The sequence below is a fragment of the Streptomyces sp. DS1-CR2 genome, from assembly GCF_055760475.1.
Genome location: NZ_CM147085.1, coordinates 4,582,938 through 4,597,230, shown reverse-complemented (window position 1 = coordinate 4,597,230; position 14,293 = coordinate 4,582,938). Strand labels below are relative to the sequence as shown.

At 68.1% G+C, this 14,293-nt stretch carries 14 protein-coding genes; 6 read left to right on the top strand and 8 right to left on the bottom strand.

The genetic code is table 11. The features are described 5' to 3' along the window. From ACY0PA_RS22120 to pknB, 5 genes are all read left to right on the top strand, one after another. The gene (locus ACY0PA_RS22120) at positions 1-528 is read left to right on the top strand and encodes an FHA domain-containing protein FhaB/FipA (protein ID WP_473079460.1); all 528 of its coding nucleotides are present in this window, start codon (positions 1-3) and stop codon (positions 526-528) included. An 87-nt stretch (positions 529-615) separates the two neighbouring features. Then, positions 616-2,208, top strand: coding sequence for a Stp1/IreP family PP2C-type Ser/Thr phosphatase (locus tag ACY0PA_RS22115; RefSeq protein ID WP_473086394.1), 1,593 nt, complete (start codon positions 616-618; stop codon positions 2,206-2,208). A 26-nt stretch (positions 2,209-2,234) separates the two neighbouring features. Then, entirely contained in the window at positions 2,235-3,674 is a 1,440-nt protein-coding gene (locus ACY0PA_RS22110) for an FtsW/RodA/SpoVE family cell cycle protein (protein ID WP_473079459.1), read from the top strand. Continuing rightward, the gene (locus ACY0PA_RS22105; RefSeq protein ID WP_473079458.1) at positions 3,671-5,137 is read left to right on the top strand and encodes a peptidoglycan D,D-transpeptidase FtsI family protein; all 1,467 of its coding nucleotides are present in this window, start codon (positions 3,671-3,673) and stop codon (positions 5,135-5,137) included. The genes ACY0PA_RS22110 and ACY0PA_RS22105 overlap by 4 nt, the downstream gene beginning before the upstream one ends. A 171-nt stretch (positions 5,138-5,308) precedes the next feature. Beyond that, entirely contained in the window at positions 5,309-7,303 is a 1,995-nt protein-coding gene (gene pknB, locus ACY0PA_RS22100) for a Stk1 family PASTA domain-containing Ser/Thr kinase (RefSeq protein WP_473079457.1), read from the top strand. A gap of 126 nt (positions 7,304-7,429) precedes the next feature. Here the strand turns inward: pknB and ACY0PA_RS22095 are convergent, their stop codons facing one another. Genes ACY0PA_RS22095 through ACY0PA_RS22070 form a run of 6 tightly spaced genes read right to left on the bottom strand, consistent with a single transcriptional unit; the run spans position 7,430 to position 11,934 of the window. Next, positions 7,430-8,152 carry a class E sortase gene (locus ACY0PA_RS22095; RefSeq protein WP_473079456.1) on the bottom strand — a complete coding sequence of 241 codons (723 nt, stop codon included), beginning with the start codon at positions 8,150-8,152 and terminating at the stop codon, positions 7,430-7,432. A gap of 56 nt (positions 8,153-8,208) precedes the next feature. After that, positions 8,209-9,573: a class E sortase gene (locus ACY0PA_RS22090; protein ID WP_473079455.1), complete on the bottom strand. Its 1,365-nt coding sequence runs from the start codon at positions 9,571-9,573 to the stop codon at positions 8,209-8,211. Beyond that, positions 9,570-10,214, bottom strand: coding sequence for an aminodeoxychorismate/anthranilate synthase component II (locus ACY0PA_RS22085; protein ID WP_100597249.1), 645 nt, complete (start codon positions 10,212-10,214; stop codon positions 9,570-9,572). The genes ACY0PA_RS22090 and ACY0PA_RS22085 overlap by 4 nt, the downstream gene beginning before the upstream one ends. Next, a complete protein-coding gene (locus tag ACY0PA_RS22080) occupies positions 10,214-10,372 on the bottom strand; it encodes a hypothetical protein (RefSeq protein ID WP_384264638.1) in 159 nt (52 codons plus the stop codon). The genes ACY0PA_RS22085 and ACY0PA_RS22080 overlap by 1 nt, the downstream gene beginning before the upstream one ends. A 31-nt stretch (positions 10,373-10,403) precedes the next feature. Then, the gene (locus tag ACY0PA_RS22075; protein ID WP_473079454.1) at positions 10,404-11,138 is read right to left on the bottom strand and encodes a class E sortase; all 735 of its coding nucleotides are present in this window, start codon (positions 11,136-11,138) and stop codon (positions 10,404-10,406) included. Positions 11,139-11,154: 16 nt separating this feature from the next. Then, complete coding sequence (locus tag ACY0PA_RS22070) at positions 11,155-11,934, bottom strand: DUF881 domain-containing protein (protein ID WP_473079453.1); 780 nt, start codon at positions 11,932-11,934, stop codon at positions 11,155-11,157. Between the two features lie 141 nt (positions 11,935-12,075). Here ACY0PA_RS22070 and crgA point away from each other — a divergent pair, with 141 nt between their 5' ends. Beyond that, complete coding sequence (crgA, locus tag ACY0PA_RS22065; protein WP_326774929.1) at positions 12,076-12,333, top strand: cell division protein CrgA; 258 nt, start codon at positions 12,076-12,078, stop codon at positions 12,331-12,333. Between the two features lie 243 nt (positions 12,334-12,576). Here the strand turns inward: crgA and ACY0PA_RS22060 are convergent, their stop codons facing one another. Next, positions 12,577-13,470, bottom strand: coding sequence for a rhomboid family intramembrane serine protease (locus ACY0PA_RS22060; RefSeq protein ID WP_473079452.1), 894 nt, complete (start codon positions 13,468-13,470; stop codon positions 12,577-12,579). A 97-nt stretch (positions 13,471-13,567) separates the two neighbouring features. Next, positions 13,568-14,095: a peptidylprolyl isomerase gene (locus ACY0PA_RS22055; RefSeq protein WP_473079451.1), complete on the bottom strand. Its 528-nt coding sequence runs from the start codon at positions 14,093-14,095 to the stop codon at positions 13,568-13,570. Positions 14,096-14,293: the final 198 nt, after the last annotated feature.

Below are 14,293 nucleotides of genomic sequence, written 5' to 3'. Positions count from 1 at the left end.
ATGTCAGAGCTGACCCTGACGGTCATGCGGTTGGGTTTCCTGGCCGTTCTGTGGCTGTTCGTGATCGTGGCCGTCCAGGTCATCCGCAGCGACCTGTTCGGCACGCGCGTCACCCAGCGCGGGTCGCGTCGTGACAGCGGGCGCCAGCAGCAGGCCGCGGCCCGCCAGGCCCCGCCGCCGCAGCAGCGCGCCCAGCAGCAGAACAGCGGTGGAGGCGGGCGGCAGCGCCGCGGCGCCCCCACGAAACTCGTCGTCTCCGAGGGCACCCTCACGGGTACCACGGTGGCGCTGCAGGGCCAGACCATCACGCTGGGCCGTGCGCACGATTCGACGATCGTTCTCGACGACGACTACGCGTCGAGCAAGCATGCCAGGATCTACCCGGACCGGGACGGACAGTGGATCGTGGAGGACCTCGGGTCCACCAACGGCACCTATCTCGACCGGGCCCGGCTGACCACCCCGCAACCGATTCCGCTGGGCGCGCCGATCCGCATCGGCAAGACCGTCATCGAGCTGCGGAAGTAGTACGACAATGAGCCAGCGGAGCGAGCGAGCCGACGCGGTCACCCAAGACCTGAGCGCGCTCCCGACCGGAGGGTGGGCACCGTGCGGATGTACCCGGAGCCGACGGGCGAGGTGCGCATGAGTCTGTCACTGCGCTTCGCCGCCGGATCGCACAAAGGCATGATCCGCGAGGGGAACGAGGACTCGGGCTACGCCGGTCCGCGTCTTCTCGCGATCGCCGACGGCATGGGCGGTCAGGCCGCCGGTGAGGTCGCCTCGTCGGAGGTGATCTCGACGATCGTCGCGCTCGACGACGACGTTCCCGGCTCCGACATCCTCACGTCGCTGGGCACGGCCGTGCAGCGGGCCAACGACCAGCTGCGGATGATGGTCGAGGAGGACCCCCAGCTGGAGGGCATGGGGACGACCCTGACCGCTCTGCTGTGGACGGGTCAGCGCCTCGGTCTCGTGCACGTCGGCGACTCGCGCGCCTATCTGCTGCGCGACGGTGTGCTGACGCAGATCACGCAGGACCACACCTGGGTGCAACGCCTCGTCGACGAGGGCCGCATCACGGAAGAGGAAGCCACCACTCACCCGCAGAGGTCTCTCCTCATGCGCGCGCTGGGCAGTGGTGACCATGTCGAGCCCGACCTCTCCATCCGCGAAGTGCGGGCCGGCGACCGGTACTTGATCTGCTCCGACGGCCTGTCCGGCGTCGTCTCCCACCAGACGATGGAGGAGACCCTCGCCAGCTACCAGGGCCCGCAGGAGACCGTGCAGGACCTGATCCAGCTGGCGCTGCGCGGCGGTGGCCCGGACAACATCACGGTGATCGTGGCGGACGTCCTGGACATCGACAGCGGTGACACGCTCGCCGGTCAGCTGTCCGACGCTCCGGTCATCGTGGGCGCGGTCGCCGAGAACCAGCAGCACCAGCTGCACGACGGCGGTGCGATGCAGACCCCCGCGGGCCGTGCGTCGGAGCTCGGCCGCGGGTCGGGCAGGCAGGTGCCCGGGCAGGGCGGCGGCGGTGGCGAGTTCGGCCCGCCCGGCAGCGGCGACGCGGCCGGTTACGCTCCCGAGGGAAGCTTCGGCTCGTACGGGGACGACGACTTCGTCAAGCCGCGGCGCGGCCGTAAGTGGTTCAAGAGATCCTTCTTCCTCGTCCTGGCGCTGGCGGTCGTGGGCGGTGGCCTGTACGGCGGCTACCGCTGGACGCAGACGCAGTACTACGTCGGTTCGAACGAGTCGCATGTCGCCCTGTACCGCGGCATCAGCCAGGACCTGGCGTGGGTGAGTCTGTCGGAGGTCGAGAAGGACCACCCCGAGATCGAACTCAAGTACTTGCCGCCCTACCAGCGCAAGCAGGTCGAGGCGACGATCACCGAGGGCAGCTTCGGTGACGCCAAGGACAAGATCGGCGAGCTGTCGCTGCAGGCCTCGGCCTGCAGGAAGGACGCCGAGCGCCGTCAGGCGGAGAACGAGCAGAACGCGAAGACCGGCGAGGGCGAGGCGGGTGGCACCACGGGCGCCACCAAGACGTCTTTCACCACGTCGCGCACCTCGGCGAAGACAGCGCCGAGTCCGACACCCACGCCGTCCGGAACGGCCAAGTCCAAGACCGCACCGTCGCCCACACCTGGCCCCAGCCTCTCGGAGGATGAGCAGAAGCTGGTCCCGCTGTGCGGTAAGCAGTAAGCAGCCGTTGGGGGCCTTTGCACGCCATGAGCAGTAGCACTACACACACGTCGACCATCGGCGCGATCGGTGCGCCGAGCCGGCGCAACACCGAGCTCGCGCTCCTCGCGTTCGCCGTCGTCATCCCCGTTTTCGCGTACGCGAACGTGGGGCTGGCGATCGACGGCTCGCTGCCCGCCGGGCTCCTGGGCTACGGCCTCGGCCTCGGCCTGCTCGCGGGCGTCGCGCACATCGTCGTACGCCGGTTCGCGCCGTACGCCGATCCGCTGCTCCTGCCGATCGCGACGCTGCTCAACGGCCTCGGTCTGGTCATCATCTGGCGCCTCGACCAGTCGGAGCGCCTCCAGGATCTCGCCAAGGCGCAGTACGGGTCGTTCAGCCCGGACGCCCCGAAGCAGCTGATGTACTCCGCGATCGGCATCGCCCTGTTCGTGGGCGTGCTCATGCTGCTCAAGGACCACCGGATCCTGCAGCGCTACACGTACATCTCCATGGTGGGCGCGCTGATCCTGTTGCTGCTTCCGCTCGTGCCGGGTCTCGGTATGAACGTGTTCGGCGCGAAGATCTGGATCAGCATCGGCGGGTTCTCCATCCAGCCCGGTGAGTTCGCGAAGATCGTCATCGCGGTGTTCTTCGCGGGCTATCTGATGGTGAAGCGGGACGCGCTCGCGCTGGCCAGCCGCCGCTTCATGGGCCTGTACCTGCCGCGTGGCCGTGACCTCGGACCGATCATCGTCGTCTGGGTGATGTCGATCCTCATCCTGGTCTTCGAGACGGACCTCGGTACGTCGCTGCTGTTCTTCGGCATGTTCGTCGTGATGCTGTACGTCGCCACTGAGCGCACCAGCTGGATCGTGTTCGGTCTGCTGATGTCGGCGGTCGGCGCGGTCGGTGTCGCCTCGTTCGAGCCGCACGTGCAGAGCCGTGTCCAGGCGTGGCTCGACCCGATGCACGAGTACATGCTCAGCAGGCAGGGCGTCGGCGGTCACTCCGAGCAGGCCATGCAGGCGCTGTGGGCGTTCGGCTCCGGTGGCGTGCTCGGCACGGGCCTCGGCCAGGGCCACTCCGACCTGATCAAGTTCGCCGCGAACTCCGACTTCGTCCTCGCCACGTTCGGCGAGGAGCTCGGCCTCGCGGGCATCATGGCGATCCTGCTGATGTACGGGCTGATCGCGGAGCGGGGTCTGCGTACGGCTCTCGCGGCGCGCGACCCGTTCGGCAAGCTGCTCGCGGCGGGTCTGTCCGGCGCGTTCGCGATCCAGGTGTTCGTCGTCGCCGGCGGTGTCATGGGTCTCATCCCGCTGACCGGTATGACCATGCCGTTCCTCGCGTACGGCGGTTCCTCCGTGATCGCGAACTGGGCACTGATCGGCATCCTGATCCGCATCAGCGATACCGCGCGCCGCCCGGCGCCGGCCCCCGCCCCCAGCCCCGACGCCGAGATGACCCAGGTGGTCCGACCGTGAACAAGCCCCTGCGCCGGATCGCGATCTTCTGCGGGCTCCTCGTCCTCGCCCTGCTGATCCGCGACAACTGGCTCCAGTACGCCCAGGCGGACAAGCTGCAGTCCGACAAGCAGAACCCGCGCGTCGCCATCGAGCGGTACGCGCAGCCGCGCGGCGACATCATCGTCGACGGCAAGTCGATCACGGGTTCCGTGGCGACGGACGGCACCGACCTCAAGTACAAGCGGACCTGGAAGGACGGGCCCATGTGGTCGCCCGTCACCGGGTACGCCTCGCAGCTGGTCGGCGCGAGCCAGATCGAGTCCATCGAGGACGGCATCCTCACCGGCAATGACGACCGGCTGTTCTTCCGCCGCACCCTCGACATGATCACCGGCAAGAAGAAGGAGGGTGGCAACGTCGTCACCACCCTCAACGCCGACGCGCAGAAGGCCGCGTACGACGGTCTGAAGAACCGTGGCAAGGGTGCCGCCGTCGCGATCGACCCGAAGACCGGTGCGATCCTCGCGATGGCGTCGACGCCCTCGTACGACCCGTCGTCGTTCGCCGGCATCCTGCAGAAGGACGGCGACACGTTCGGCAAGCTCGACAAGAACAAGGACAAGCCGCTCACGAACCGCGCGCTGCGCGAGACGTACCCGCCCGGCTCGACCTTCAAGATCGTGACCGCCGCGGCCGCGCTGGAGCACAACCTCTACACGGACGCCGACGAGAAGACCGATACGCCGCTGCCGTGGATCATGCCCGGCACCACGACGCCGCTGAAGAACGAGGGCAACATCCCCTGCGAGGACGCGACGCTGCGCGTGGCGCTGCGCTACTCCTGCAACACAGTCTTCGGCAAGGTCGGCGCCGACCTCGGCAACGACAAGATGCTGGAGACGGCGGAGAAGTTCGGCTTCAACAAGGAGCAGTTCACCCCGGTCCGTTCGAACGCGTCCGTGTTCTCCAAGGACATGAACAAGTCACAGACGGCGCTGTCGTCGATCGGTCAGTACAACACCGCGGCAACGCCGCTGCAGATGGCCATGGTGGCCTCCGCGGTCGCCAATGACGGCAAGCTCATGGAGCCGTACATGATCAGCGAGCTCCAGGCGCCGAACCTCGACACGATCGAGCACCACACGCCGAAGGAGATGAGCCGGCCGCTGTCGGAGAAGAACGCGCAGATCCTTCAGTCGATGATGGAGACGGTCGTCAGCGAAGGCACCGGTACGAACGCGCAGATCCCCGGCTATACCGTCGGCGGAAAGACGGGTACCGCCCAGCACGGCCTCAACAACAGCGAGAAGCCGTACGCGTGGTTCCTGTCGTACGCGAAGGCCAAGGACGGCAGCTCGCCGGTCGCCGTGGCCGTGGTCGTCGAGGACGGCAGCGCGAACCGTGACGACATCTCCGGTGGCGGTCTGGCGGCGCCGATCGCCAAGAGCGTGATGGAAGCGGTACTCAACAGTAAGAAGTGAGCCCGGTCACGTGTTCTTCACATCGGTGCACGTTGCGATACCGGTCCTGTATCGGGTGACGGTCTCGGGCAGGTCAGGCACGACAGGCCGGGTACGGTATGCCCGGACAGCACACCGCCCGACCCCGCACGGGTGACGGTCGGGACCGACGGAGAGGGCTGGTAGGTAACCATGGAAGAGCCGCGTCGCCTCGGCGGCCGGTACGAGCTGGGCCAGGTGCTCGGCCGTGGTGGCATGGCGGAGGTCTATCTCGCCCATGACACCCGGCTCGGTCGCACCGTGGCGGTGAAGACGCTACGCGCCGACCTCGCGCGCGACCCGTCGTTCCAGGCCCGGTTCCGCCGGGAGGCCCAGTCGGCCGCCTCGCTCAACCATCCCGCGATCGTCGCCGTGTACGACACCGGTGAGGACTACATCGACGGGACCTCCATCCCGTACATCGTGATGGAGTACGTCGACGGGTCTACGCTGCGTGAGCTGCTGCACTCCGGGCGCAAGCTGCTGCCCGAGCGTGCCATGGAGATGACGATCGGCATCCTCCAGGCGCTCGAGTACTCGCACCGCGCGGGCATCGTCCACCGTGACATCAAGCCGGCCAACGTCATGCTGACGCGGACCGGCCAGGTCAAGGTGATGGACTTCGGCATCGCCCGCGCCATGGGCGACTCCGGCATGACGATGACGCAGACGTCGGCCGTGATCGGCACCGCCCAGTACCTCTCCCCGGAGCAGGCCAAGGGCGAGCAGGTCGACGCGCGGTCCGACCTCTATTCGACGGGCTGTCTCCTCTACGAGCTGCTGACCGTGCGGCCGCCCTTCGTGGGCGACTCCCCGGTCGCGGTCGCGTACCAGCACGTGCGCGAGGAGCCGCAGCCGCCGAGCGTCTTCGACTCCGAGATCACCCCCGAGATGGACGCGATCGTCCTCAAGGCCCTCACCAAGGACCCGGACTACCGCTACCAGTCGGCGGACGAGATGCGCGCCGACATCGAGGCGTGCCTCGACGGGCAGCCGGTCGCGGCGACCGCGGCGATGGGCGCGGTCGGCTACGGCGGCCACCCGGACGACCAGCAGACGGCGATGCTGCACCCGCAGAACGGCGGCGGCCAGACGTCGATGCTGCCGCCGGTCAGCCCGGACGACGGCGGCTACGGCTACGACGAGCGCCCCGACCGGCGCCGTCAGAGCCAGGGCAAGAGCCGTACGTCGACGATCCTGCTCGTGCTCGCGGGCGTCCTCGTCCTCATCGGCGCGATCCTGATCGGCAAGTGGTTCAACAGCGGGAGCGGGAGCGACACACCGTTCGCGGCGCCCAAGTTCGTCGGCAAGACGGTCCCCGATGCCAGGCTCGCCGCCAAGAACACGCACCTCACGCTCGACGCCTCGAAGAAGGCGCCCTGCGAGAAGTTCCCCAAGGGCCAGATCTGCTCGCAGAGCCCGGCCGCGGGAGCCAGCGTCAAGAAGAACGACACCATCACGGTGACGGTGTCGACCGGTGCGCCGAAGGTCGCGGTGCCGAACGTCATCGACGACAACGTCGACGAAGCGACGGAGAAGCTCGAGGGGCCCGACTACCAGTTCGTCGTCGAGACCAAGCCGAAGGAGTCCAGCGCGGATCCGGGCACGGTCCTCGACCAGGACCCAATCTCCGGCAAGGAAGTACAGAAGGGGAGCACCATCACCCTGACTGTCGCCAAGAAGAAGACGCTCTCCACCGTGCCGGACGTCTCCAACAAGACGTGCGACGAGGCGAAGGCGCAGCTGGCCGACAACAACCTCAAGGGCACCTGCACCGAGGAGGAGAACACCACGGTCGAGGCCGGCAAGGTGTTCTCGCAAAGCCTCGTGGCGGGATCCCAGGCCGAGCCCGGCTCCACGGTCGCCCTGAAGGTCGCCAAGGCGGCCCAGCAGATCACGGTGCCCGGTGACATCGCCGGCAAGAAGCTGAAGGACGTACAGAAGCAGCTGACGGACCTCGGTCTCGTCCCTGCTCTGGCGACCGGCTCTTCCAACGACCCGAACGCCACGGTCGTGACGAGCCAGCCCGGCCCCAACTCGCAGGTGAACAAGGGCGACACGGTCACCCTGCTCACCACCCCGCCCGGCCAGAACGGCGGCGGGGACAACGGCGGCGGCGGGTTCTTCGGAGGCGTCACCGGCCAGTAGGCGCCCGCCAGTCACGACAGAACCCCGGCACCGCAGAGGCGGCGCCGGGGTTCTGTCGTGCGGTGGTTCGGGGGCTTGGCTCGGTAGCTTGCGTATGCGGGGTTCTTACGTGTGCCGGTGGCGCCGTCAGCGCAGCTCCGCCGGGGGCGTCCGAGTGCTGTCGACCTTGTCGATCCGCTCCAGTTCGCCCCACACCACGTAGCGGTACGTGGACGTGTAGACGGGCGTGCACGTCGTCAGTGTGATGTAGCGGCCGGGCTTCTTCACGCCCGACTCCTTGGGGACCGGGGCGAGGACCTTCACGTTGTACTTCGACGTCTCGGGGAGGATGTCGTACACCTTGTAGACGTACCACTTGTCCTTCGACTCGAAGACGATCGGGTCGCCCTTCTTGATCTTGTCGATGTTGTGGAACTTCGCGCCGTGCCCGTCCCGGTGCGCGGCGAGCGTGAAGTTGCCGTTCGCGTCCGCCGGCAGCGCGGATTTGACCGGGTCGGTGTAGTAGCCGGCGACACCGTCGTTGAGGATCTCCGACGAGGTGCCCTTCTCGACGAGCACCTCACCGTTCTTCATCGACGGCACATGCAGGAAGCCGATGCCGTTCTTGGTGTCGAGCGGGCCGGGGGGCGGGTCGGCCCACTGGCCGCGCACCTTGTCACCCTGCTGGTGCGCGACGCGGTCCGCGACCACGTTCGTCCACCACAACGAGTAGACGACGAACAGGCCGAGGACCAGGCCCGCCGTGATGAGGAGCTCACCGAAGAGACTGACGGCGCCGACGATGCGGCCGCGTCGTGGCGCGGGCGGCGCCTCGCCGGCCCGCTCGTCGTGGTCGGTCGTCGCTGCCACTGCTTGTGCCCCGTCCTTGTCCCTGAACCTGTGCCTGTTGCTTGCTACTTGCCCCGCTACTGCACGAGCGCGTCCGGCTTCCCCTTGCTGCGCGGCCGTTCCTCAACCATCTTGCCCCAGACGATCATTCGATACGTACTGGTGAATTCCGGCGTGCACGTGGTCAGCGTGATGTACCGGCCCGGAGCCGTGAACCCGGAGCCCTGCGGGATCGGATTGATGACTGCCGTGTTGCTCGGCGGGGTCTGCGGAAGGATGCTCGTCATCTTGTACACGTAGTACGTGTCCTGCGTCTCGACGACGATCGGATCGCCCGGCTGGAGCCGGTTGATGTAGCGGAACGGTTCGCCGTGCGTATTGCGGTGCCCGGCGACCGCGAAGTTGCCGGTCTTGGCGCTCGGCATCGCCGTCTCGATGCTGTCCTTGCCGTAGTGGCCCACCATGCCGTGGTCCAGGACCTTCGTCTTGCTGATGCCCTCGGCGATCGGCACGACGACGTCCAGCTTCGGAATGTGCATGATCGCGAAGCCCTGGCCGGGCGCGAACTTGTCCGGCTCGCGTTTGCCGTTCGCCCAGTCGTCCTGGAGGTGGTGCGCCGCGCTGCCCGCCTGCTGGTGGGCCCGGATGTTCGACCACCACAGCTGGTACGTGACGAAGAGCAGCATCAGCACGCCGATGGTGATGAACGTTTCGCCGATCGCCCGGCTGGCGACCTCGCCCGTACTCGGCCTGCTCGCCCTCGCGGCCCTGCGCGCCTCCAGACGGCTGCGGGGCGGGGTGGCGGGCTCCGGAGTCTGCGCGGGCGCCGCCGAGTGCCTGCCGCCATGCTTGGCGGCCTTCCTGCGCGCGGCCCGGCCACCGGTCACCACGGGCGCGGCGGCGCGCTCGCGTTCAGGGGCGCCGGAGTCGGACTCGGTGTCGGACTCTGCGCCCGTGGAGGCGTCTGCGTCTGTGTATGCGTCCGTATCGGGCTCGGCCACTGCCCGGGTGTCCGCGGTGCGCAGGGCCACGGTCTCGTCGTCCGGGACGGGCCGCGGCGCTCTCGCCTCGTACTCGCGGACGGGCGGCACGTACGCGGGCTGCCGCGCCTGCGGTACCTGCGGCGGATGCGGTGTCCGCGGAGCCTGCTGCTCGCCGCCGTACCAGTCCTGTACGTAGCCCTGAGGGTCGTACCACTCCTGCTCCGGCTGAGGCGACGGCTGGGCCTGGAGCGGCTGTTGAGCCTGCGGCTGCGGCTGCGCGTACGGCTGGGGCTCCTGAGGCTCGTCCGTGGCGCGGAACCAGGGCGAGGGATGCTGCCCGGGCAGTGGATCGTTCAGCGGGTCGTCGAGCCGCTGAACGGCCGCCTCGAACGCACCGGCAACCTCGTACGGTTCCTGCCCGTACGAGGCTCCCTCGCGCTCGGGGCGCAGGGCGGTCACGCCGAGGCCCTGCCCACGACCGGGGCGAGCCCGGCCGATCGTGCCACCGCGGTCTTGTCGCCGCAGACGGTCAGCCAGTTGGCCAGCATCAGGTGACCGTGTTCCGTGAGGACGGACTCGGGGTGGAACTGCACGCCCTCGACGGGCAGTTCGCGGTGGCGCAGGCCCATGATGATGCCGTCGTCGGTGCGCGCGGTGACCTCGAGCTCGTCCGGGACGGTGTCCGGTTCGGCGGCGAGCGAGTGGTAGCGGGTCGCCGTGAACGGGTTCGGCAGCCCCGCGAAGACGCCCCTGCCCTCGTGCCGCACCAGGGACGTCTTGCCGTGCAGCAGTTCGGGCGCCCGGTCCACGACACCGCCGTACGCGACCTGCATGGACTGCATGCCGAGGCAGACGCCGAAGACGGGCACGCCGGTCTCCGCGCAGTGCCGCACCATCTCGACGCAGACACCGGCCTGTTCGGGGGCGCCGGGGCCCGGGGACAGCAGTACGCCGTCGAAGCCGTCCTGCGCGTGCCGGGTCCCGACCTCGTCGTTGCGCAGCACTTCGCACTCGGCGCCCAGCTGGTACAGGTACTGGACGAGGTTGAAGACGAAGCTGTCGTAGTTGTCGACCACGAGAATGCGGCTGCTCGCGCCCACTAGTTGTTCACCGTCACATCGTTGAAGGGCAGCAGGGGCTCGGCCCACGGGAAGACGTACTGGAACAGTACGTAGACCACCGCGAGGACGAGCAGAAGCGAGATCAGAGCCCTGATCCACGTGTTTCCCGGCAGATGCCGCCAGATCCAGCCGTACATGCCGTCCCTTCCGTCGCCGTACGGCAACAGACTAACGGCGCAGGGCCTCCGGTTTCCCGGCCTCCGCGGGCTGGGTGGCATCAAGGTGCGCCCAGACGACCAGCCGGTGGCTGTGACCCCACTCCGGCTCGCACGTCGTCAGCGTCAGATAGCGGCCCGGCTCCGTGTATCCGGACTTGCGCGGCACCGGGTCGATGACGGCGACATCGCTGGGCAGCGTCTTGTAGGGCTTGGTGTCGATGCGGTACGTGAACCAGGTCGTACCGTCGGTGAGGACGACGGCGTCGCCGGGGCGCAGCCTGGGGAAGTCCTTGAACGGGTCGCCGTAGGTGCGGCGGTGGCCGGCGACGGAGAAGTTCCCCTTCTGCCCGAGCTGCGCCGTGCCCGCGTAGTGGCCGAGGCCCTTCTTGAGGATGCCCACGCCCGTCCCCTGGAGCACCGGTTTGTTCCACGTGAAACCGAGCCGCGGGATGTACATGACGGCGAACGGCTTGCCGTCCTTGTAAGCAGACGGGGACGGCGAGGGCGTCTGGGGCCGGTTCTGGTCCTGGGCGGGGCTCCGGCTCGGGGACGGGCCAGGGCGGGGCTGTTCGACCGCCACCGATCCCTTGGACCACTGGTCCTGGAGGGTGTCGATCTGGTGGTCCATGGCGCCGTCGGCCTTCACGCCGGTCCAGAACAGCACGTAGGCGACGAACAGCACGATCAGGGCGCCGACCGTGATGCACAGTTCGCTGAACGTCCTGACGACCACTCGGACCGACACAGGCTCCCCCAGGCGGCTACTCCACGGGCTTCGCGTAGTGGAGATCCACTGTGCCCGAGTAACCGGGAAGAGTCACCGCCCCGTCGTCCTCGACTTTCCAGCCGAGGCCGTAGGCGTTGACGTAGAGCATGTAGTTCTGGATCTGGGGCGAGACGGCGAGCGCCTGCTTCAGCTTCTCCGGGTCCCCGACCGCGGTGATCTTGTACGGGGGTGAGTAGACGCGGCCCTGGAGGATCAGGGTGTTGCCGACACAGCGCACGGCGCTGGTGGAGATGAGCCGCTGGTCCATGACCTTGATGCCCTGCGCGCCGCCGTTCCACAGGGCGTTGACGACGGCCTGGAGGTCCTGCTGGTGGATGACCAGGTCGTTCGGCTGGGGTTCGGGGTAGCCGGGGAGCTTGGCGGTGGCGTTCGGCGGGGCGTCCGCGAGCGTGACCGACACGGCTTGTCCGCGCAGTTTCTTCGTGCCGGACGCCTTCTCCAGGGCGGACAGCTTGGCGTCCTCGGCCTTGGTGCCGGCGCCGCGCTCGGTGAGGGCGTCGACGTCGTCGCGGATCGCGCTGTTGGACTCCTCGAGCTGGCCGTTCTTGTGGCTGCGCTCCTGGATGAGGTCGGAGAGCTTCAGCAGCGAGGTGTCCGTGCGGATGTTGGTGCCCTTGGCGGTGTTGAAGCTGGTGAAGAAGATCAGCCCGGCCAGGGCGAACACGGCCACGGTCAGCAGCCGCACGGGACGGAGGCGCACGCGGGGGCGGCCTCCGCCGGGGGGCTCTTCCCGGGAGTCGGCAGAATTGCTCAACGTACCCTTATCTCCTTCAGCGCCGCGGAAGCACTACGCTAACGGACGCCCGGGGGAGCGCAGAGATTCCCCTTGTACGCTGCCCGGAGCCAGCCCACGTTCCCTGCGCGGCCACGCAGCGCATCGACAGGAGAGACCCTCGTGCCGAAGTCACGTATCCGCAAGAAGGCCGACTACACGCCGCCTCCGGCGTCGAAGCAGGCGGCGAATATCAAGCTGACCAACCGGGGCTGGGTAGCCCCGGTGATGCTCGCGATGTTCCTGATCGGGCTCGCCTGGATCGTCGTCTTCTACGTCACCGACGGCACACTGCCGCTGGACGCGCTCGGCAACTGGAACATCGTCGTGGGCTTCGGCTTCATCGCGGCCGGTTTCGGCGTTTCCACGCAGTGGAAGTAGCTCTGCCCCCAGCTATCCACTGAGTTATCCACAGCTGTTTCCACACTGGGGAAAAGGTCGGAAGATCTGTGGATAACCCACTGGGCGTTGACACCGGTGTGACTGACGCACCGCAGCTCGCCCACATGTTCGCCCCTTGTCCTGGCTGGGGAAACCCAGGCCAGCGACAAGGGGCACACCTGTTCCCCACCGAGTGCACAGGATCCGGCACCGTCTGTGGACAACGTGGGCCACAGACCGAGCTCAAGTGAGCTGGGCCGTCCTCACAAGCACAGTGACGACCACCACGGCGAGGACGAGCGCACAGGTCCCGTACTGCACCAGCGAGCGGCGCTCCCTGGGGGCGTGGACCATCGCGTACCCGACGACCACACCGGCGACGAGCCCGCCGACGTGGGCCTGCCAGGCGATGTTGCCCCACGTGAACGTGAAGAGCAGGTTCAGCGCGAGAAGGCCGATGACGGGGCGCATGTCGTAGTTGAGGCGCCGCACCAGCACCGCGGTCGCGCCCATGAGTCCGAAGACGGCCCCGGATGCACCGAGGGACTGTTCGCTCGGCCCCGCGATCGCGTAGGTCAGCGCGCTGCCGGCCAGCCCCGAGACCATGTACAGCGCGATGTAGCGGGCCCGGCCGAGCGCCGCCTCTAGCGGGCCGCCGAGCCACCACAGGCCCAGCATGTTGAACGCGATGTGCCACACCTCCTGGTGCGTGAACATCGCAGTCACCAGGCGGTACCACTCGCCGCCGGCCACGCCCTGGTCCGGGACGAAGGGCGCGGGAGGCCAGGCCCCGATCAGAACGAAGTCGGAGAGCAGCCGGTCCCACACATGGACCGCGATGAACACCGCCACGTTGATCCCGATGAGGATCTTCGTGACCAGGCGCGGATCGGCCGCGATCGTGCCGCCTGTGATCGTCCTCGGCCTGCTGGCTGCCGGGCCGTGCCCCGTACCGGAACCGCCCCGCACACAGTCCGGGCACTGGAAGCCCACCGAGGCGCTGACCATGCAGTCCGGGCAGATGGGCTTGTCGCAGCGGGCGCAGCGGATCCCGGTCTCGCGGTCAGGGTGCCGATAGCAGCGGGGCGTGCCCTGCGCGTCCTGAGGGCTCTGCGGACTGCCTGGCACCTGATCCATCGGAATCCCCTCGTACGAAACGTGCGCGGTCAACACATGGCCCCGCCCATCCTTACGGATGAGCGGGGCGTATTGGTTCCCGTCGGCCCGGTTCGCGTCAGCGGGTCTCGACGACGACCGACTCGATGACCACGTCGTTGACGGGCCGGTCCGTACGCGGGTTGGTCTGCGCGGTCGCGATGCCGTCCACGACCTTCTGGCTGGCCTCGTCGGCGACCTCGCCGAAAATCGTGTGCTTACGGGTCAGCCAGACCGTCGGCGACACCGTGATGAAGAACTGGGAGCCGTTGGTGCCCGGGCCGGCGTTCGCCATGGCCAGCAGGTACGGCCTGTCGAAGGCGAGGTCGGGGTGGAACTCGTCCTCGAACTGGTAGCCGGGGCCGCCCGTGCCGTTGCCCAGCGGGTCACCGCCCTGGATCATGAAACCGCTGATCACCCGGTGGAAGACCGTGCCGTCGTAGAGCTTGTCAGTGGACTTCTCGCCCGTCTCCGGGTTGGTCCACTCCCGCTCGCCCCGAGCGAGCTCGACGAAATTCTTGACCGTCTTGGGCGCGTGGTTCGGCAGCAGCCGGACTTCGATGTCGCCTTGGTTGGTCTTCAGGGTGGCGTAGAGCTGCTCAGCCACGATCTGCCTTCCGTTGCCTTCTGTGACGGTCCGATCCTCGCACGCCCCCGTTGACCCGTCGTCCGGCGGCAGCCGCAGAATTTCCGGCCGAGTCGCCACCGAAGAGGCGCGCCGCAGGGCGATCCGTGGCATTGTCGTCCGAAAGTTCCCATTGCACCGTATTGATCAGCTATTGCCCGGAGTGCCCCGGTACACCCA